The following is a 21,138-nucleotide window of genomic DNA, read 5'->3' on the forward strand; positions in this document are numbered from 1 at the left end:
ATGGAAACCATCGACATTCAAATTGACGGCATGACGTGCGGCGGCTGCACAGCTGGCGTAACGCGTGTTCTGCAAGCCGTGACAGGGGTGCAGTCGGCCAATGTCACACTTAACCCAGGCGCGGCACATATTGTGTTCGACGCCCAACAAACCAGTCGCGCCGCACTGGAAACAGCCATTGAGGAAGCCGGATATGACATCAAGCACTAAAAAGACACAAGACAAAACGCAATTACCGCGCCCAAATCGCGATTTATTGATTAAGCGACTTAACCGCATCGTCGGCCAAGTTTCGGGCATTACCCGCATGGTCGAAGAAGAGAAATATAGCGGTGACATCCTCAACCAAGTGGCGGCAGCACGTTCGGCACTGGATGCTTTAGGTCTCATCTTGCTTGAACAACAAACCCAAGATTGCATCGCCCAAGCGCTTAAAAGTGGTCAAGGTGATGAAGCGGCGGCGCAATTGATGCAAGTGGTCAAAAAAGTGCGCGGCTAAACACTAGAGTCAATTTCGCCGCGATCATGGTGGCGCGCAGTATTAAGGGTATTGCTTTGTAGTGCATGAATGATCATGCCTACCGAGCAATACCCTTTATTTTTTGGCAATGTTCAAATTACGTGTTGATGGTTTTAAGTGCCTGCGGCACATTGTTTTACAGTCGCAGTCAGTGGCGGCACCCCAACTCTTTGTCCGCCAAAGAGTTGGGGGAAAAGAAAGGCGATTTTGATCTCGCCCAGCTCCGCTGTGCCCTCGATCGTCGTGAGCCAAACGATAAAACCGTTTGGCTCTCTCCTCACTCGGTACGCTTAAACGGGATTTTAAGCCCCAGCTCGACGAGCGCGGCACAGCATCAACACCAAATCTGAACATTGCCTATTTTTTTGCGGCGCAACTGAGCGCCGCAAGCTAGCGACCACTTACAGTGGCTGCAGATTTAACTTGCGGAACAAAGCACGATCACCTTCAACATCGGGGTTGCCGGTAGTTAATAGTTTATCGCCGTAAAAAATCGAATTCGCCCCGGCCAAAAAGCACAGCGCTTGCATGGCTTCAGGCATTTGCTGGCGACCTGCTGACAAGCGAACATAAGCCTTTGGCATGGTAATGCGCGCTACGGCAATGGTGCGAACAAACTCAGTCCAATCCACGGGCGCTGAACCATCGAGCGGCGTGCCGTCAATTTGTACTAAATTATTAATTGGCACTGAATCCGGTTGTGGATCAAGATTGGCCAATTGCGCCACTAAGCCAGCACGATCCAAACGCGTTTCACCCAAGCCAACAATCCCGCCTGAGCACACATTTAAACCGGCTTTACGTGCCTTGCCCAAGGTATCTAAACGATCGGCATAGCTGTGCGTCGTAACGATTTCGCCATATTTGGCTTCTGAAGTATCCAGATTGTGGTTGTAATAGTCCAAACCGGCATCGCGCAATTGTTCCGCTTGGCCGTCTTTGAGCATACCAAACGTGGCACAGGTTTCTAAACCTAGGGCTTTCACGCCGGCAATCATTTTTTTAACTTCAGCTAAATCTTTGTTTTTCGGGCCGCGCCATGCTGCGCCCATGCAAAACCGCGACGATCCATTTTCTTTGGCAATCGCCGCTTTGGCGATCACTTCATCGGCGTCCATCAGTTTTTCGGTTTCCAATCCAGTATCATGGCGCGCCGATTGTGAGCAATAGCCACAATCTTCTGAGCAACCGCCAGTTTTAACCGACAACAACGTCGATAACTGCACCCGATTGGCGTCAAAATTTTGTCGATGTACCGTTTGTGCTTGAAACAGTAAATCATTAAACGGCAACGCAAACAATTCAGCGACGGCGGCCTCTGACCATAGCGCTTGCTCTGGATGCGGCGATGCGCGCTTAAATTCGATGGTTTGTGTTGCTGAGCTGGAACAATTCATTCGCTATTTATCCAAATAATTTTAATACTGAGTAGTACCCACGGCCAAAAGCCACCGCCGGCCAACGACATAAAATGCATTGTCCAAACGAGGCACTGAGTTGTCAAATTTATTCGACAGAATTTTGAACTACATCAGCCCGCAACAATGCCTACTTTGCGCCGCCAGCAGCAAAAATAGCCTGTGCGCGCCCTGTCTTGTCACTTTAGCCCGCTCCTGCGCCGAACACAGCTGTCCATGTTGCGCGCGCCCCGGCACACAAGGGCTCATCTGCGGCGCTTGCAGCAAAAATCCACCCGAATTTAATTCAACCATCGCCGCTTTTTTATACGCCGAGCCAATAGCCAGCTTGATTCAAGCCGCAAAATTTGCCGGGCGCTGGTCTTTACTACCGCCACTGGGCGAGCAACTCGCCGAGCAAGTCTCAAATGCAGAACGGCCCGACTTAATCATTCCACTGCCCTTGCATCCAGCACGACTCAAAGAGCGTGGGTTTAATCAAGCGTTAGAAATCGCTCAACCCATCGCCAAACGCTTACAACTACCAATGGAAATCGGGCTGTTATCCCGCAATAAAAACACCGAACATCAAGCACGTCTGAGCGCCAATGCGCGCTGGCACAATATGCGTAATGCTTTTGTCTGCCGCACGCCCATGCATGGCTTACGCATTGCACTCATTGACGATGTGATGACCAGCGGCGCGAGCTTGAATGCGGCAGCCAAAGCACTCAAATCTGCTGGCGCGATTGAGGTGTTCGCTTGGGTGGTGGCCCGGACACCCTAATAAGCCATTTCACCACTAGAGCTTATCCCATTAGCATTTGTCACAATACCGTCATCAGCGGTTTATCCGAGATGATCAGCACTCGACGCACCTCGCTGACGAGCTAAAAGCATCATCAAGCTCAAAATAAAAACGGAGATACCATGAATCTAGCGATAAAAACCACCACATTGCTTGTGCTTAGCAGTTTCATTGCCGGCACAGCCATCGCGGCTGAAAAACCCAAAGTCGTTATTCTTGCCACTGGCGGCACCATTGCTGGCACGGGCAATACGAGCACCACCACCGTCGGCTATACCGCAGCCAAAATTGGCGTTGACGCGTTGATTGCTGCCGTACCTGAACTGAGCAAAGTCGCCGATGTGAGTGGCGAGCAGGTATTTCAAATTGCGAGCGAAAGCATGACTAATGATCATTGGCTCAAACTAGCCAAAAAGGTCAATGAAACGCTCAAACGCAAAGACGTTGATGGCGTGGTGATTACCCACGGCACTGACACCATTGAAGAAACCGCGTACTTCTTGAATCTGGTGGTTAAAAGCAATAAACCGGTGGTGATCGTCGGAGCCATGCGCCCAGCCACTGCAATCAGCGCTGACGGCCCGATCAACCTATACAATGCCGTCGCACTCGCGGGCAGCAAAGAAGCCATTGGCCAAGGCGTATTGGTCGCGCTCAACGATGAAATTCAAGGCGCACGCGACGTCGTCAAAACCAATACCATGACGACCAATACTTTCCGCTCGCCTGAGCTAGGTAGTTTGGGTTATATCGTTTCCGGCAAGCCTAATTTTTACCGTGCCAGCACCCGTAAACACACGAGCAATACTGAGTTTGATGTATCAAAACTCGATAGCCTGCCAGCGGTAAATATCGCGTATGGCTCAGCCAACGCCAATACTTTGGCGATTGATGCCTTTGCCGCTGCGGGCGATGTAGGCATTGTTTACGCCGGAACCGGCAATGGCAGCTTAGCCGCCCCAGTTCGAGCGCGTTTAACTGAACTGCGTCAAAAAGGCATACACATCAATCGCTCGTCCCGCATTAGCAATGGGCCAACCATTCGCAATGGCGAAAACAATGACGATAAAACTGATTTCACCGTTGCCGATACGCTTTCACCACAAAAAGCGCGGATTTTGTTAATGCTGGCACTTACCAAAACCAAAGACAGCCAAGAAATTCAACGCATGTTCTACACCTACTAATCAAAAAGGCACGGCTAAAAGCCGTGCCTTTTTTAACTCAACGACATCAGATTATTTGTTCAATCAAATTGCCATGTGTAATCGACATTCAGCGAGCTCTCATCAACCCCAATGCGCGAGACCACGGACCAGTTTCTAGAGAGCTGCAACGTAAACCTTACCGCGTCACGCAAGCCATTAAAGCTTTTATCCAGCGACACACGTAAATTTTTCGCCAATTGTTTACTGACCGAAACCACCTGTGTCGTACTGCCGTCTTTTTCGCGAATGGTGTTATAACCCACCTCATCAATCCCCACGGCACCAAACAACTGATCGGTTAAGCCTTGGCCATTATTATTGCTGGCCATGGCATTTAAAACCTGCAAGATCAAAGCGCCATCGGCTTTTTCCATATTTTCAGAACCATGCCCAAACAGCAGCCATGACAGCTTTTCTGAATCGGGCACATTCGGATCAGAATACAAAGTCACTCGTGGCGAATAAGCTGAACCTTGCACTTTCACCCCCGCCTCAACCGCTAAATTGGTTCGCACCGCCAAAATATCCAAGCCTGGATTATCCAGCGGACCAATAAATGACAACACGCCGCGCTCAATATCGAGCTTTTGTCCGTAGGCTTTATACTCACCCTCTTCAACACTCACCGTGCCATGGGCGCTGAGCGCTTGATTACCACTGGCTTTAAGCCGCAATTGCCCAATCAAATCCGCGTCGAGCCCATAACCTCTAAAGCGGAAATTCTTGCCCAAATCAACGCCAATCTCAACACTGGCTGACATGGCTTTCTGTGTTTTTTTCGGTGCCGCACCTAACACCACCACATCGGACGACAAATGCGGTACATCGTTAGAAACAAACTGAATATCGCCCTCATCAGCAATAAACTGCCCGTTCACCGCCAAAGCGCCGTCGTGCATTGCCAATGTACCTTGGCCTGAAATCACCAACAGCATATCGGCCTTGCTAATTAAGGTAAATTTCTTAGCCGCCAATTTAATGGTTAAGTCCGGCTGCGCTTTGTCGGTTAAATCAATCCGACCGGAGCCTTCCACCGTACCGTTACCACTGCCATTAAACTTCATGGTTTTTAGCGTAATTTGCTGACCATCCAAGCCGACATCCAGCACACCGTCTCGCAAATGCACACCTAAAGCGGCATCTTTATACAGCAGACCCGTACCTTTAATTTGCCCGGCCAAAGTCACCTGATCACCCAGCGCAACACGACTCACATCCAAATGCGCACGACCACCCAATACCACCCCATCACCAACAAATGGTGAAAAGACTTTCAAATCAGGCAAATCGCCCACTAATGCAATTTTCATTGCTTGCAACGCTGAAACACGCCAGTTCGCGGCATCCAGTAAACCACTGGCCGTCATACCCAGCTGCCCATACAGTGGACTCGCCAACTGACTGCTGACATTAAATTGGTTTTGATTGATTTGCCCTTTCAATGCCAAAGCACTTAATGACAAAGATCGCTGCCCATCTTGCGCTCGCCACGTGAGATCACCACGCTGACGTTCTAAATTAAAACTGCCATTGATGGGTACGTTAGGCGCCAATTGAGTCAAGTCCCAGCGCCCCGCCAAAACTAAATCACTTTGCATGGTTTTATTGTCGATCAATGCCAGTGCATCACTTAAAACCAGCTGCTTAATCACCCCTTGCGTATTCATCGCCCCACTGCGCCAATCAAACTGGCCAATGTCAATGACACTCTGCCCCACTTTGAGGCTAGCCGTCGACAAGCGCAGCTGATCACCGCCTACGACCAGTGCGGCGCCATTTTGCAAATGAAACGGCAAAAAGGCCAAGCCATTTAAACGCTCAATCTGACCTTGCCAGACAAATCCGGCATTCAATCCGCCTTTGAGCAAAGCATCTAAAGCCAGCTCATGCTGATCTTTACTCCCTTTGGCCGTTAGCGTAATCATGTGTTGATCTTTACGCCCGCTCATTAAGACATTGGCGTTGGTTAATTGCAGACCTTCCATTTTTAATTGATTGATCGCTAAACGCAGTTCAATCGGCCCAGCCAAATCAGCCTGAATATTGGCAAATAAATCAGCACCACCAACCTCAACCCCCCATGGCGTACTCAATTGTTTTACATTGAGCGTACCCTGCACATTGGCTTGCTGCATGGCACCTGAAACCTGTCCCTTGCCGGTAATTACCCCTGCAAAGCCACGCCCCAACACCTGTAACTCAGGAAAATCAATTTGGTAATTTAGTTTGTCGTTGCTCTTGCCCAGCACACCCTGTAGTTCGAGTCGATTTTTACCTAAGGCCAACCACAATTGCTGCACATTTAATCGATCATTATCTAGCTTTAACTGGCCGGCACCAGACAAAGCCTGTTGATTGTAAATACTATTTAAAAGTTGATACTCAACATCCAAACGCAGCGTTGGCTCAATCTGGCCGCTGGCTTTGATTTGGCTATTAATTCGCCCTACTGGCGATGCCGCAATCAATTCGGCAGGATTAAACTGCTGCAATTGCGCGGTTAACGTAAAGTCATACGGTGCTTGTAAATTTAACTCGCCTTTGGCGGCCAATTGACTACTACCACGCTGCAAATCCAATTGGCGCACGGCAATTCGGCGCTGCTCAGTCGGTTTTATCCAGCCCAAATCCAACTTAAGTGCGGTTTTTAAGCGCTGATCTTTAATCTCACCTTGCACATTGGGCGCCAGCCACGGCCCTTTCACCGTCATCACCCCGCTCATTTGACTGGCCGCTTGTGGCGACCAAAATTGCGCAGGATCGATGCCTTGCAAGGCCAAATTAAGATCAAGCACTTCATCACGAATACCGCCAGTGGCCTTGAGCTGCCCATCCCCGGCAAACCCCATCTCCAACTGCTTAATCTGCAAATCATTACCGGCTAAATTAAGCCGAGCATTCAACGCCGCCAGCGGCAAACCCTGTCGATCTAAAGACCCGAGTTGATGATTTTTAAGTTGCAAACGCATCACCACCCCAGTTGAGCTAGGCTCAACTTGTAAGTTGGCGTCAATTTTGGCTTGTGGTGCCGCCGAGTTCCATGCGGCAGGATTAAACTGCTCCAGCTTAATTTGACCATGCTGCAACATTTGATAGGCATGCGCCGCAAACACATCCAATTTAACATCGACATTGGCGCGCACTTTGGCGGCATTTAAATCGGCCTTCACCGCCAACGCCCGCAAATCACCGAGCACTTGACCGACCGCAGTCAACTCCTGCCCTTCGAGCTGCCCAGCTAAGACAAACGAGCCCGCGGTGCGAAATGGCGCTTTACCCGACACATTCAGCGCCGCACTGAGCGTGCCTTGTGGGGCATGTAATTGGCTAATCGTAATGCGGTGTTCTTTACCATTACTATCAAAACCTGCTTGAATTTGCTTAATCGTTGGCGCACCACTGATTTGCAATTGCGCGATTCGCAACTCCAGCACTTGCAAACTTAAAGGCAGGGTTAAGTTTTGCGGTACCGGGCTGGGCTTGGCCATCGGCGGCGTCGGTTTCGTTTCTATCTGCAAGATACCTAAGCGCAATTCATTGATGTATAGCTTTCTAAGCAATAATGAATAAGGGCTCCAATCCAATACCCCGTGATCCAATTGCACTAAGGCACTCGGTGTATCCACTTTTAAATTGCGAACTTCCAATCGCGACCAAAACGAGCCCTGCAAAGATTGGATTGACACCATGCCGCTGCGATTAATCATTTCCACCAAACGGGCACGGCCATAATTGGAATCGAGCGCAAACAGCAGCCCCGCCAGCAAAGCAATACACAGCGTTACGCTCGCCACAACGCTCCAAAATACGCCACGTGCAATCTGCCGCGCTCGGCTATAAGTAGGCGGAGTCACCACCGCGACTGGGGTGGTTTCAGGCGTTAACTCGGGATTCAAAACGCAAGACCCATCGCAAATTGAAAGCGAAATTGAGATTTATCGATGCCGTAGGCAATATCCGCGCCGATTTGCCCCACCGGACTTAACCAACGCGCGCCAATCCCAGCGCCACGAACTGGATTTAATGTGCGCCAATCGGCGCCAGCGCCACCATAATCATAAAAAATGGCCGCACGCCAATCTTTGTAAACCAGATGTTGATATTCAATCGATGACGTTGCCAAAACGCGCCCTGGCACAACCGAACCATCGATATCAACCCCTAAAGATTGATAATCATAGCCACGCACGGAGCCCATACCACCGGCACGAAACAACCATTCTGTCGGCACGCCAATCGCGCTGCTGGTAAAAGTTTGTCCCAGCTCCAACCGTAAAGCCAAAATGCCTTCTTGCCCAATCTTGTTGTAGTGAATGGCATTGCCATAAGCGCGGACAAAACTCACATCACTCATGACTTGCTCAGAAGCGCCACCAATTTCAGCTTGCAGCATATAGCCATGCCGTGGGTCTTTTAAGCTATCTAAATCGCGAACAATCGTCTTGTAATTTAAAGTCAAAGAATGCGGACGATCACTACTGCCATTGCTAATTTGGCGACGTTCAGCCAGATACTGTAGCGAAATATAATGCTCTTGCCGGCGTTCAATCCAATTGCGCGACACCCCAATTCGATAATTGTCCGACTGCAAGCCTTCAATATCTGAGCTGGCATAATTGATATAACCGTTATGCTCCCAACCGCTCGACACTTTAGGAATGGCCACGGCGATATCAAACAGCTGTTCTTTTTGTTTAATTTCAAGCTTGGAATTAAATATCCAGCCACGATCAAACAAATTTAAATAACGATAATCCACCCCAGCTTGCGCGCCAGTATTGGTGCTGTAACCCAAATTCGTACTGACTTTATTTAAGGGCGACTCTTGCACATCAATTTGTACTGGCGCAATAAACGGCGCATCGGCAGGCAAACTCACATCGACCAAGGCCGAAGCAAAATGCGGTAAATTTTGTAATTCAGTTTGTAAATTGAGTAATTGACTGCGCCGATACGGCGCCCCTTCTGGCAAGTCAACCAGATCACGAACCAGTTTTTCTGGGTAGCGCTGTAAACCATGGATTTGTACTGGGCCATACACATACGCTGGGCCACTGTCCATCGTGATATTCAATTGTGCCGTCTTTAATTCAGGATCAATGATGGCCTCACTCGAACTCATCACCGATGCGGGGTAATCTCGCGCCATAAACGACGCTAAAGTGCGTTTTTTTAAATCATCCCATTCGCTTTGCGTAAAAGACGTGCCAATGATCGCGTCGCTACGCTCTTGAAAGCGAGATTCTAGTACCGCCAAACGTTCCGGATTGTCCTGCACCGCACCGCTTACATTGAGTTTGGCGCCATGAATCACCACCGGCTCACCCAGCTCGACTTGGATATACACCACGGTTTGCCCTTGTTCGGTTTTCATTTCCGATACCGTTTTGGTATTGAAATACCCTTGCGTGGCGAGTAAATCGGCTACCGCTTGCGGCAAAAACTCAAGTGAACGGCTTAATTGCTCTGGCGAATTACGTGGACTGTCCTTGAGCTTAAAGATCTCAAGATACTGCTCAAGTAACGATGACACACTTGAATCGGCGCGCAGCACGACGCGATAAGTAAACGGCGCTTCAGCCGCCGCAACCGTCGTAGAAAAGACCAACAAACCGGCGCCAAGCGGATAGAAAAGAGATGAATTAAACAAGACAAAACCATGATTCACGCAAAATGCTACTTTACCCAAACTCAAGCAATTTAGCTGCATTATCGTGCGATAAACAAAAAAATCCCGACTTGTCTTGCGTAATAAAACACAAGTCAAAGTCGGGCACAGGAGGATGGAGTCGATAACGCAACTTTCGCTGCGGGTACTACGGTTACTACATGAAATCGGTGCTTAGCGCTGAGTCAATTTCCAGCCATAAGACTTAACCAGCAATTGTTGCTGAAATTCAATGTTTTTGATCATTTTGAGTAAGCCACGCATGGTGTTTCTCCTTAAGTTATCCGGCTGAACCAACCGGCCTTGCTGTGTTTCTTTCGATGTACGTACTTTAACAAAACTACCCAGACTATGCAAGTCTTTTTGTACTTAAATTACGTATTTAATAACCATTACAAACAACTACAAGTACATAAATATGATCATAAACCATATATATCAATCACTTAACATGTAACAAACACCAAATAATGAAAAATACAAATGTAGCAATACTACATTTAACTCAAAAAATACATTACAAAGAATATCTTGAAGAGTAAGCAAAAAGAAAAGCCCCAACCTAAATCAGGTCGGGGCCGCATCGTCATGGGGCGTACTATCTACGATTTGATCGTACTCAGTCGTTTAGCCGGCGGATTTAACGACGCCACGGACTATTTTTATGCTTTTAATAAAGCGGCCTTTAAACTATCGCTGACCGGCGATTTACCCAGCCAGATCGATAGCATTGCGCTAGCAATTGCATCGCCTGTAATCAGGCCAGCCACCTGACCACGAACCTGTACTTTCACCCCCTTGCCCGGCAAAAAGTCCAACACAATCACATCGCCCTTATTGGCAACCTTAATATCCGTAAAGATTTTCTCTAGCTCAGCCACCTTGGGGGCAAGCGCCTTCAATTGGGCGGCATTAAGATTGTCTTGCAGCCCTTCTAATAAAGCCTGATACAAACTCGCCGACTCCACATTGCGCAGCATATCCAATTGAATCCGTCTTGGCGTAGTCGCATTAATAATCGCGTTCGCGTCATTGCTTTTGGCCGTGGTGTATAAAGCCGCCACATACACTTCAAAAACCATTTTCTTGCGAATACCGGCGCCATTTAACACCAAAGGTGTTTCGGCCACGCTCACCTTCTCTGGCAAGTTAACGCCCGCCACTTCAAGCGCAAATGCCGAATTGGCCAATAACCCTGCCAAAGCCATTGCCGTGATTTGTTTTTTCATTGCGTTCTCCAAAAAAAAAGCCCGCTTTCAACTCAGCGGGCTTTAGATAAATTGAATTCAAAATGAATCGCTTATAAAACTTGCAAAATACCAGCAGCACCCATACCGGTGCCGATACACATCGTCACCATGGCATAGCCTGATTTGCCTTGACCGCGCAAGCCATGAATCGCCGTTGCAGCGCGAATTGCACCCGTCGCCCCCAAAGGATGACCCAAGGCAATGGCGCCACCATGTGGATTGACAATCGACATATCCAAATTCAAATCACGACTCACCGCCAGCGCTTGCGCGGCAAATGCTTCATTGAGTTCAATCCAAGCCAAATCAGACAAATTCAAACCGGCTTGTTTTAAAGCTGCAGGAATCGCTTCTTTCGGACCAATCCCCATAATCGCCGGTGGCACGCCTTTCACCGCAAAAGAAACGTATTTAGCCAATGGCGTGAGATTAAATTCTTTGAGGATTTTTTCTGAAACCAAAATCAATGCCGCAGCACCGTCAGACATTTGCGAGCTATTACCGGCAGTCACACTGCCTTTGGCGGCAAATACGGTTTTCAGTTTAGCCAGACCTTCCAAGCTCGTGTCAGCGCGTGGGCCTTCATCATTGAGCAAGGTTTTGTTAATCAACTCCACTTCGCCGGTGGCCAAATTGGGTACGCGATACGTCACATCAATCGGTGCGATTTCCGCGTTAAATTTACCTTCAGCAATCGCCGCCAAAGCACGGCGGTGCGATTCAACAGCAAAAGCGTCTTGATCTTCACGACTTACCTGCCATTGCTGCGCCACTTTTTCCGCAGTCAAACCCATGCCGTAAGCAATCGCTACGTTTTCATCGGTGTCAAAAATACTCGCGCCCAATGACAATTTATTGCCACCCATTGGCACCATCGACATCGACTCTGTACCTGCCGCAATCATCACATCGGCTTCGCCTAAACGAATTTTGTCGGCAGCCAGCGCCACGGCATTAATGCCCGACGAGCAAAAACGATTAATCGTAATGCCGCCCACGGTATTGGGCAGACCGGCCAGCAGCGCACCAATCCGCGCCACATTCATCCCTTGCTCGCCTTCTGGCATGGCGCAGCCAGCCACCACATCCGACACCAAAGCTGGATCGAGCGATGGCACTTGCGCCATCGCGGCTTTCAATACATGCGCCAATAAATCATCCGGGCGAACACCCTTTAGCATGCCGCGCGGCGCTTTGCCCACTGGCGTGCGCACTGCGGCAACAATATAAGCTTCTTGAATCTGTTTGCTCATTTTGAATTCCTAAAATTTGGCAAAACCTGAATCCACGACCGGCACAATAGGGAATTTGGCCGTGGGTTCACGTTTGATTTTTAATTTGCGATCAACCTACCAACGCTTTTTAATGCGCCGTTAACGGGCCGTTATCGCCTTGTCGTACCTGCGCTGCGCTCGGTACGACAATGATCAATTTCTCAGTGGTTTATTAAATTCAATCATGTGCATGATCCGCTCTTGGGTTTTACCTTTTTGCAGCAAGCCCATAAAGCGTTCACGCTCTAATTTCAAGATCCAATCTTCGTCGACCAAGGTACCGGCATCGACATCGCCACCGCAGACGATTTCGGCAATTTGTACGCCAATATGGAAGTCGTACTTACTAATAAAGCCGCCTTCGAGCATATTGACCAATTGCGCACGAATCGTTGCTGCGCCTGAGCGACCGGCAACAGCGAATGCTTTCGGACGTACTGGCGGACGGTAGCCGGTGGCCGCCATCGCGGTCACTTGCGCCTGCGCCACATACAGCAACTCATTGGCGTTCATCACAATCACGTCGGATTCTTTCAGATAACCGATTTGCTGACCTTCTTCCGCGCTGGTACCCACTTTGGCCATGGCCATCGCGAGGTAATAATCTTTGAGCACTTCTAAAATATTGCCGTTACGGGCTAAACGCGAAGCGCGCAGGGCAAATTCTTTACAACCACCACCCGCTGGCAATAGACCGACGCCAACTTCAACCAAGCCGATATAGGTTTCAACATGCGCGACAACACGAGCGCAATGCATTAAGAATTCACAACCGCCACCAAAGGCATAACCTTGCGCTGCGCCCACCACCGGTACTTTGGCGTATTTAATGGCTTGCGAGGTTTTTTGAAATTCAAACACCATCCGCTCAAGCGCAGCAAAATCGCCACTCATAAACGCTGGACCCATACTCATCAAATCCGCACCAACTGAAAACGGCGCCGTAGAGTGCCAAATCACCAAACCTGGGTGGTATTGCTCGGCAATCTTGATTGACTCTTGGATACCGGCCAATACGTTGGCACCGACACAATGCGCCTTGGTTTTAAAGCTCAGTACCGGCACGCCAGCCGTGGTTAAATTGCTCGGCGGCATCCACATCCGAACGCTGTCGTTTTCGTAAATGGTTTCACCAAAGTCAGGCTCAGCTTCGCCCAGTACTTTCGGTGGATACAATTGACGCTCGTATACTGGCAATGTTGAACGACCAACCAACTCTTGCGTCACCGCATTGAGTGAACCGGCTGGGGTATGTACGCCATCGCGCGCCATAACCCAAGCTGGCAATGGGGTGCTCGACAAAGTTTTGCCCGCAGCGATGTCTTCATTAATCGCAGCAGCAATAGTTTGCCAGCCGGCCGCTTGCCACATTTCAAACGGGCCTTGCTCCCAGCCAAAGCCCCAACGAATGGCAAAATCAACATCGCGTGCATTGTCAGCGATGTGTTCCAGTTGCACAGCGATGTAATGCCAAACATCACGCAAGCAAGCCCACAAAAATTGTGCTTCTGGCAAGTTGGAAGCGCGCAGCGACGCTACCTTGGCGGCAAAATCAGTATTTTTTAGTAAAGCTTTCACTTCATCAGACGCTTTTTGACCACCGGCGATGTACTCACCGGTGCTCGGGTCCAGCATCAATACGTCTTTGCCGACTTTCTTAAAAATACCTTGGCGGGTTTTTTGCCCTAATGCACCAGCAGCAATCAGTTGCTCTAGCCATTCGGGTGATTTGAACAAGGCATGCCATGGATCGGCTTGCAATGTATCGGTCATGGTTTTAACCACATGGGCAAAGGTATCTAAGCCCACCACATCGGCAGTACGGAATGTCGCTGATTTTGGCCGACCCAAACGTGGGCCAGTTAAATCATCGACCACATCAAAACGGATGCCGAAGTTTTTAGCGTGCTCAATCGTCGCCAACATCGAGAACACACCAATCCGATTGGCGATAAAGTTAGGGCTATCTTTGGCGCGAACCACGCCTTTACCTAAACGTAGCGTGAGGAATGTTTCTAGTGCATCAAGGGTATCGGCCTGGCAACCTTTAGTGGCAATGAGCTCAACCAGATACATATAGCGCGGCGGATTAAAGAAATGAATGCCGCAAAAACGCGATTGCAGCGCAGCCGGTACATTCGCAGCCAAAGCTTCAATCGATAAACCTGAGGTATTACTGGCTAAAATCGCATGCTCAGCCAAATGTGGCGCGATTTTGGCATATAAATCGGCCTTCCAATCCAAGCGCTCAGCAATGGCTTCAATCACCAAATCGCAATCGGCCAATAAAGCCAAGTCGCTACCATAGTTGGCAGGCACGATGCCATCAATCCGGCTGGCAGACATCAATGGGGCTGGTTTTAATTTTTTAAGATTATCTAAAGCTTTGAGTGAAATCGCATTGGGATTGCCAGTTGCTGCGGGCAAATCAAATAATACGGTATCAATCCCAGCATTGGAGAGATGCGCTGCAATTTGCGCGCCCATCACGCCTGCCCCTAAAACTGCCACTTTGCGAATTGGCATTGTCAAACTCACACTCATAATCACTCTCTTCGCAGGCCAGCCCTGCAGCTATTCGGTTAGATTTTCTTTTCGTGCCCAAAGCCTTCGCTCTGGGCACAATCTAGAGTTAGAAACGATAGTTGTATTGCATACCCAAGGTCACTGAATTAACGCTGTAATTACCGTTAATTGAGCCACCTGAGACTTCAGTTGGATCTAAAGGTTTACGATTAATGCTTGAGCTTTTTAGATGAACATAAATGGCCGCAAGGTCAATCGAATTGTTTTTGTCAATATTGTAACGAGCGCCCAAGGCATACCAAATCCGGTCGCTATCGGGAATGCTGGCAATGCGCTCAGCATCATTGGCTTCAGGCGATTGGTCATACGCTAAACCGGCACGGAAAGTCCAAGTTTGATTCGGCGTATAAATGCCGCCCACTGAATAACGGCTGGTATCGCGCCAGCGAGTCACTGTCACTGAATCGGCATTACCCGGAGATTTAATCCGGATTTCGTCAAAGCGCGAGTGACCTGTCCAGGTGTAATCAGCAGTCATCGCCCATTCAGGGTTAAATTGGTGAAAGCCATTAATCGAGAATGATTCTGGCGTTTCAACCGACAATGTTGCTGCTCGATTTTGTAAAGCAGGGGATTTGCCCACGGTCGATTGCAGTGCGCTTGGCACCTTAAAGGTCAAATCACCTTCCAAGGTATGTTTAATTTTTGAGCGATACGCCACCCCCACTCGGGTGTCCTCACTTAGATTAAACAAAGCACCCAAGTTAAAACCGTAGCCAATATCGTTACCCTTCACTTCGGACTCACCGTCAAAAGCGGGATTACCAAAAAACGCTGGGTTTTTCGTTGCCGTACCGAGGTCCAAGGCTTTACTAATTTGACCATTAATATATTGCACACTAACACCGGCACCGAGCGCCACCGTGTCGTTCACTTTGTAAGAGATCGATGGATTCACATTAATCGTTTCGATCTTGCTTTCTAAAGCTTGGTAGCGACCCACCCAGCCTGCTTCGTAATTGGTGTGTGAGCCAAATGGTACAAACACCCCAACACCGACGTTCACCTGATCATTCACTTGATAGGTAGCGTACAAATGTGGCACGGCTGTAGTTTGGCCAAAACTACCCCCATTACCACCCGTCACCGGTTTACCGGTGGCGGTAGTGGTTTTGATATTGGTGTACTCGCCATTCGGGATCACCACATTGAGTACGCCAGTGACTTGCGTTCCTTCAAGGCGGCTCATACCGGCTGGATTATAAAAAATGGTTGTCGCGTCCATGACTTCGGCAGCGCCGGAGTTGGCGACACCCTGATTACTCGCACTTTGGGTACCAAAGTGGTAGCCCGAAGCCAAAACTGAGGCAGAGCTGAGAAACAAACTAGTTGCACCGATCACTTTCATTGAACGCACAAGCATCTTCATTTTTATATCTCCAAGGGTTTTGTTGTACCACATACAATGTAAGCTTTTATTAGCTTACTCTTATATTACACAATCACTCGGTGAATGGCCTCAGAATCTGCATGCATTAACTGTGCATCAAAATCATCCACCATAATCACTTCCCGCTTGAGACGACGAGCACGCACCACTGCGGCGTGTTCTTCTGCTGTGATCAATCCCTGATTCAAGGCTTCTTGTAAGCGAGCCTGAGCCACAATCGCTTTCAACTTGCCTTCGCGCTGCGCACGGCGCAATTTGTTCTCGATGGCTTCAGTCGCAATCACGGCCTTCAAGGCATGCTCCAAAACACCAATCGAATCGTTTTCATCACTTGAGCGGTACATGAATTGCACCAAGCGATCACGCGATGCAGAAGGCTCCATCAAGCTACGGGCAATATCAGTACCCACCGTGTCTGCCGGCTGGCGCATAGACATGCCGCATGGGAATACCAGCTTACGTACACACCATGCCAACGCCCGATTCGGGTGATTCGCCAAAAAGCCATTCATCGCTTCCTGACAATCGAAGAGCGCGGTTTCCACTGCCCAACGTACCAATGGACGATCTTCTGTCGGTTGGCCATCATCATTAAATTTCTTTAATGCGGCAGTAGCGATGTATAAATTTGACAACATATCGCCCAAACGAGCCGAAAGTTTCTCTTTAAATTTAAGGCTACCACCTAACGTTGCCATCCCCATATCGGCCAAGAAAGCAAATGCTGACGAGAATCGAACGATGTCACGATAGTGCTGTGCGGTCGGGCCAGACACTGGCACGCTAACAAAACGCGCACCGGTCAAACCTAACCAGCAGCTACGCACCAGATTAGAAACTGCAAAACCAATGTGGCTAATTACTGCATCATCAAAAGCAGGTAAATCTTTATTCATTGCCGCTTTAAGTTCACGCAGCACAAACGGATGGCTACGGATTGCGCCTTGACCAAAGATAATCATGCTGCGAGTCAGAATATTGGCGCCTTCTACCGTAATTGCAACAGGTATAGCGTGGTAACCCAGCGCCAAGTAGTTGCGTGGCCCAATACATACCGCTTTACCCGCATGTACATCCATGGCGTCATTCAGCGTTTTACGCATTTTCTCAGTATTGTGATATTTCAAAATACCGGAAATCACCGATGGTTTTTCACCTGAATCAAGGCCAGTCAATGCCAAGCGTTGCGCGGCATCCATCTGATAGGTAAAGCCACCAATACGGCCCAATGCTTCATCCACGCCTTCAAAGCGACCAATCGACAAACCAAACTGGCTACGAATACGGGCGTAAGCACCGGTGGTATAAGACGACAGCATGCCGGTCGCCACAGACATCGCTGGCAATGAAATGCAGCGGCCCACTGACAAGCACTCGACCAACATTTTCCAACCTTTACCGACGTAATCTTGACCACCGATAACCCAATCCATCGGAATAAACACGTCCTTACCCCAGTTCGGGCCATTTTGGAACGCGCTAGTACCTGGGTAGTGGCGACGACCAATTTCAACGCCTTTGTGCTCAGTTGGAATCAAAGCGCAAGTAATGCCGATGTCTTCTTTGCTACCCAATAGGTGATCTGGATCGTACAGCTTGAATGCCAAGCCCAAGATAGTGGCGACTGGACCCAAGGTGATATAGCGTTTTTCCCAGGTCAAGCGAATACCGAGTACGTTGTCATGGGCGATACCCGTGCGCGGATCGGTATAGCTGCCGCGTGTCACGATACCAAAGTCAGGAATACCACCGGCATCAGAGCCGGCTTCTGGGCTAGTCAAGGCAAAGCATGGAATCTCTTCACCGACCGCCAAGCGTGGCAAGTAATAATTCTTTTGGGCTTCAGTCCCATAATGCTGCAGCAACTCACCCGGTCCGAGTGAATTAGGCACCATCACTGTCACCGCTGCAGAACCCGAACGGGTGGCGATTTTAGTGACGACGCGAGCATGCGCGTAATTACTAAATTCTTTACCGCCGAATTCTTTTTTAATAATCATGCCCAAAAAGCCGTTTTTCTTAATGAAATCCCAAGCTTCTGGCGGTAGATCTTTGTCTTTTTGCGTGATTTGCCAATCATTGAGCATCGCGCATAACGTTTCGGTCGGGCCGTTTAAAAACGCCTCTTCTTCTGCGGTCAGTGTTGGCTTGGCATATTGATGCAGTTTGTCAAAATCAGGCTTGCCCGAGAACAAATCGCGATCCCACCATACCGTACCGGCATCAACGGCTTCTTGCTCGGTTTGTGACATGGGTGGCGTGATTTTGCGGAAAATACTAAACAAAGGCCCAGTAATCAAAGCACGACGTATTGGCTTGAAGTTCAGGATAATCAACAGCGCGATCAACATACCCAATACAATTGGATTTAAACTTTGCTGATAAAAAGCATAAGCTGCCCCGATCAAAATCAGTAAAGAACTCCACCACAGTGGCGCGCGGGAATAAGCAAGTACCCCGAGTAAAGCCACAACTGCAACAATGCAGATAAAAATTGACATGATTAACTCCAAGTGGCAACTAAACGGCAGCAGGGCTATTTAAGCCTGCAGCAATGAAAGGTAATAACATCTGTGCAACTAACTGCGGATCACGGGCATTCACCAAAGACTGGGTCATAAATAAGCGCATCACATTATTACCAGCGAATGCGTTAAACATGGCGCTGGTCATAAAGTGAAAGCGCCAACTCACTTCCTGACTCGATAAATGCGGCAAAGCCTGCCCCAACGCTTCAAGATAACGACGCGTTAACTCGCCATAGCGTTGCGGCAATTTTTCTTTTAATACGGGATTGGGTTCAACATAACTACGCGCCAGCAACTTCACGAAAATCAGCCCGCCGTGCGCAGGATTACTCCCCATTTCCATCGCGGCAGACATAAATGCCTCGGCGACTTCGGTGGCGGTAAAGTTGTTTTTACTACTGGTGAGTTGATTGATTTTGTCGAGAGAAAGGCGAGCAAAAGGCTCGGCTCGGCGCTCAAATACCGCTTGAAACAAGCCTTCTTTGGAACCGAAATAATAATTCACTGCCGCAATATTGACCTGTGCCGCGCCAGTGATTTGCCGCATCGACGTGCCGGAAAAACCATGCTCAACGAACAAGATTTCTGCCGCATTTAAGATGCGTAATGATGTTTCTAGTGCCTTCCCCGTTTCCATGCCAGACCCCATGTAATAACTTGACTTGCATCAACTTCAAACGACTGTTTGAAAATTAAATCGAGCCACTACATCTGTCAAGCCTGTCACAGCAATCTAGGGAAGATACCTAGTTGTTTTGCAAAATTCGCCACACTCCTTGTTGCAAATCAGCAAATGTCGTCCGAGCATCAGCCGCCAGATCGACACATTGCTTCTGCCAACACATCACCGCAAGCCGCAAATCGTCATGGTGATCTGGCCAATCGATTCGCGCCAATAACTCAGCCAATAAATGGCCAAAAGCACGTATTTCAATGCGCTCTAGCGCCGCTGCCCACTCTGCATCTGGCGAATAAAACGACGCCGCGCCAAAATCACCCAAATAAGCTCGGCCATCGGGGTGATGCAAAATATTATGTGCATATAAATCACCATGCAAAATGCCACGCTGATGCAAATGCCGCGCCGCATCGGCAATGCCATGCGCCACGAGCAAGGCGGCACGCCAAGTAAACCGTAAATCGCTGGCGTACACATCGCTAATACATGTTTTTAAACTTGGAGGTGCCGCCAATACGGTAAATTCAGGCGAAATCAACGGCAATACCAAGCCATCCCCCGCAGGATGCGCTAGCAATTGGGCATACACCCCGATTAAATGCGGATGCTCTCCTGCAGCGCGGCACACCGCCATTTCGGTGTGCGGCCAACCGTCGCTGGTGACTGCGCCTTTAAATAACTTGATAGCGACTTCGCGCGGTTCTGCGTGATGCCATTGCGCTTGATAAATGGTGCCAGACGCCCCTTCTCCGAGCTTTTGCCCGAATGTCACCTCCGACGCATTCACGCTCGCAACGTCATCCTTCTCATTCAGTTCGAACGCGGCATTAAATGGATTACCACCGATCGCCAACCACGCCAACCGCGGCAACTGCAATAAGCACTCAGGAAACGCCGTTAATTGATTGGCCGCCAACCGGATTAAGGCCAATTGCTGGCAGTGCGCTAACGCAGCGGGCAGTGCTGCCAAGCGATTGCCTGCCAACATCAGTTTTTCTAACTCATGACAGCGCCCGATCGAGCTAGGCAGTTCAGTAATTTGATTGTCCGTGAGAATCAACCAGCGCAAATGCGGCGGAAATGCTTCGGCAGCGACATGCGCAATTTGATTGGATTTAAAACCAATCATCGTCAGTGACGGGCATTGCCCCAATACCGCGGGGAGCTCAGCAAAGCGATTTTCAGAACAAAAAATCACTTCTAAATGCCGCAGGCGTGGCAAATCGGCAGGCAAGCTCGATAGCTGATTTCCGGATAGATTAAGGATTTTAAGGGTGTCGGCCAGAGCAAAAATCTCGCGCGGAAACTCAGTCAAACCACAGCTAAGATCTAAGCGGGTACAGCCTTGCAAGGCACCGGCTTTTAATTGCGCCAGAGTACTCAAACCCGCGGGCATTAAATCACTTCACCATCAAGGTAAAACCAGCGCCCATCTTCGCGAACAAAACGGCTGTGCTCGCTCAAGCGATACGCCACCGTGCCGACTTTATAGCGCGCAACAAAGCTCACTTCACCCTCATCGCCTTGCTCGGCTGCAAAACTCACTTTCAAACTTTGCCACTTCACGGCGTCATCTTCACTTACGCCTAAATCATCAGGGCGGGTCGAAGGGTGCCAAGTGGCGTTTAGATAATCCGTTAATTCAAGCACGTACGCGCTATAGCGAGAGCGCATCAGGCTTTCAGGCGTCGGCGCAGCAAGACCGGCATGATAACGACCACAGCAGCGGCCATAGGTTGCAGGTAAGCCACACGGGCAAATCGATTGGGCAGAAACGGTCATTTTCAGAGTCATAAATCAATTCAAGGCGAGTAAACTGGCGTATTGTTG

At 49.2% G+C, this 21,138-nt stretch carries 15 protein-coding genes; 4 read left to right on the top strand and 11 right to left on the bottom strand.

Features of this window, described 5'->3' with window-relative positions; genetic code table 11:
* Together HQN60_RS14090 and HQN60_RS14095 are read left to right on the top strand one after the other, a co-directional pair.
* Entirely contained in the window at positions 1-210 is a 210-nt protein-coding gene (locus HQN60_RS14090) for a heavy-metal-associated domain-containing protein (protein ID WP_173534258.1), read from the top strand.
* Positions 194-499, top strand: coding sequence for a metal-sensitive transcriptional regulator (locus tag HQN60_RS14095; protein WP_173534259.1), 306 nt, complete (start codon positions 194-196; stop codon positions 497-499). Before HQN60_RS14090 ends, HQN60_RS14095 begins: the two co-directional genes overlap by 17 nt.
* Before the next feature lie 422 nt (positions 500-921).
* On the opposite strand, the gene bioB is transcribed toward HQN60_RS14095, so the two are convergent.
* Positions 922-1,917, bottom strand: coding sequence for a biotin synthase BioB (gene bioB / locus HQN60_RS14100; RefSeq protein WP_173534260.1), 996 nt, complete (start codon positions 1,915-1,917; stop codon positions 922-924).
* A 100-nt stretch (positions 1,918-2,017) separates the two neighbouring features.
* On the opposite strand from bioB, the gene HQN60_RS14105 reads away from it, so the two are divergent.
* The gene (locus HQN60_RS14105; protein WP_173534261.1) at positions 2,018-2,704 is read left to right on the top strand and encodes a ComF family protein; all 687 of its coding nucleotides are present in this window, start codon (positions 2,018-2,020) and stop codon (positions 2,702-2,704) included.
* Positions 2,705-2,847: 143 nt separating this feature from the next.
* Positions 2,848-3,912, top strand: coding sequence for a type II asparaginase (locus HQN60_RS14110; RefSeq protein WP_173534262.1), 1,065 nt, complete (start codon positions 2,848-2,850; stop codon positions 3,910-3,912).
* 59 nt (positions 3,913-3,971) lie between these two features.
* Here the strand turns inward: HQN60_RS14110 and HQN60_RS14115 are convergent, their stop codons facing one another.
* The 10 genes from HQN60_RS14115 to HQN60_RS14160 all read right to left on the bottom strand — a co-directional run bounded on the left by HQN60_RS14115 (position 3,972) and on the right by HQN60_RS14160 (position 21,102).
* A complete protein-coding gene (locus HQN60_RS14115; RefSeq protein WP_173534263.1) occupies positions 3,972-7,829 on the bottom strand; it encodes a translocation/assembly module TamB domain-containing protein in 3,858 nt (1,285 codons plus the stop codon).
* Entirely contained in the window at positions 7,826-9,643 is a 1,818-nt protein-coding gene (locus tag HQN60_RS14120) for an autotransporter assembly complex protein TamA (RefSeq protein WP_173534264.1), read from the bottom strand. Before HQN60_RS14120 ends, HQN60_RS14115 begins: the two co-directional genes overlap by 4 nt.
* Positions 9,644-10,263: 620 nt before the next feature.
* The gene (locus tag HQN60_RS14125; protein WP_173534265.1) at positions 10,264-10,830 is read right to left on the bottom strand and encodes a chalcone isomerase family protein; all 567 of its coding nucleotides are present in this window, start codon (positions 10,828-10,830) and stop codon (positions 10,264-10,266) included.
* A gap of 71 nt (positions 10,831-10,901) precedes the next feature.
* Complete coding sequence (locus HQN60_RS14130; RefSeq protein WP_173534266.1) at positions 10,902-12,104, bottom strand: acetyl-CoA C-acyltransferase; 1,203 nt, start codon at positions 12,102-12,104, stop codon at positions 10,902-10,904.
* Positions 12,105-12,278: 174 nt separating this feature from the next.
* Positions 12,279-14,651 (bottom strand): 3-hydroxyacyl-CoA dehydrogenase/enoyl-CoA hydratase family protein, encoded by a 2,373-nt coding sequence (locus HQN60_RS14135; protein ID WP_254456636.1) that lies wholly within the window; start codon positions 14,649-14,651, stop codon positions 12,279-12,281.
* A gap of 106 nt (positions 14,652-14,757) precedes the next feature.
* The gene (locus tag HQN60_RS14140) at positions 14,758-16,080 is read right to left on the bottom strand and encodes an OmpP1/FadL family transporter (RefSeq protein WP_173534268.1); all 1,323 of its coding nucleotides are present in this window, start codon (positions 16,078-16,080) and stop codon (positions 14,758-14,760) included.
* Between the two features lie 65 nt (positions 16,081-16,145).
* Positions 16,146-18,602 carry an acyl-CoA dehydrogenase gene (locus HQN60_RS14145; protein WP_173534269.1) on the bottom strand — a complete coding sequence of 819 codons (2,457 nt, stop codon included), beginning with the start codon at positions 18,600-18,602 and terminating at the stop codon, positions 16,146-16,148.
* 19 nt (positions 18,603-18,621) lie between these two features.
* Positions 18,622-19,266, bottom strand: a complete 645-nt coding sequence (locus HQN60_RS14150; RefSeq protein ID WP_173534270.1) for a TetR/AcrR family transcriptional regulator — start codon at positions 19,264-19,266, stop codon at positions 18,622-18,624.
* A gap of 109 nt (positions 19,267-19,375) precedes the next feature.
* On the bottom strand, positions 19,376-20,704 hold the full coding sequence (locus tag HQN60_RS14155; protein ID WP_173534271.1) for a leucine-rich repeat-containing protein kinase family protein: 1,329 nt from the start codon (positions 20,702-20,704) through the stop codon (positions 19,376-19,378).
* Complete coding sequence (locus HQN60_RS14160; RefSeq protein ID WP_254456637.1) at positions 20,704-21,102, bottom strand: YchJ family protein; 399 nt, start codon at positions 21,100-21,102, stop codon at positions 20,704-20,706. The genes HQN60_RS14155 and HQN60_RS14160 overlap by 1 nt, the downstream gene beginning before the upstream one ends.
* Positions 21,103-21,138 lie beyond the last annotated feature (36 nt).

The organism is Deefgea piscis, from assembly GCF_013284055.1.
In the GTDB taxonomy this organism is placed as follows: Bacteria; Pseudomonadota; Gammaproteobacteria; order Burkholderiales; family Chitinibacteraceae; genus Deefgea; species Deefgea piscis.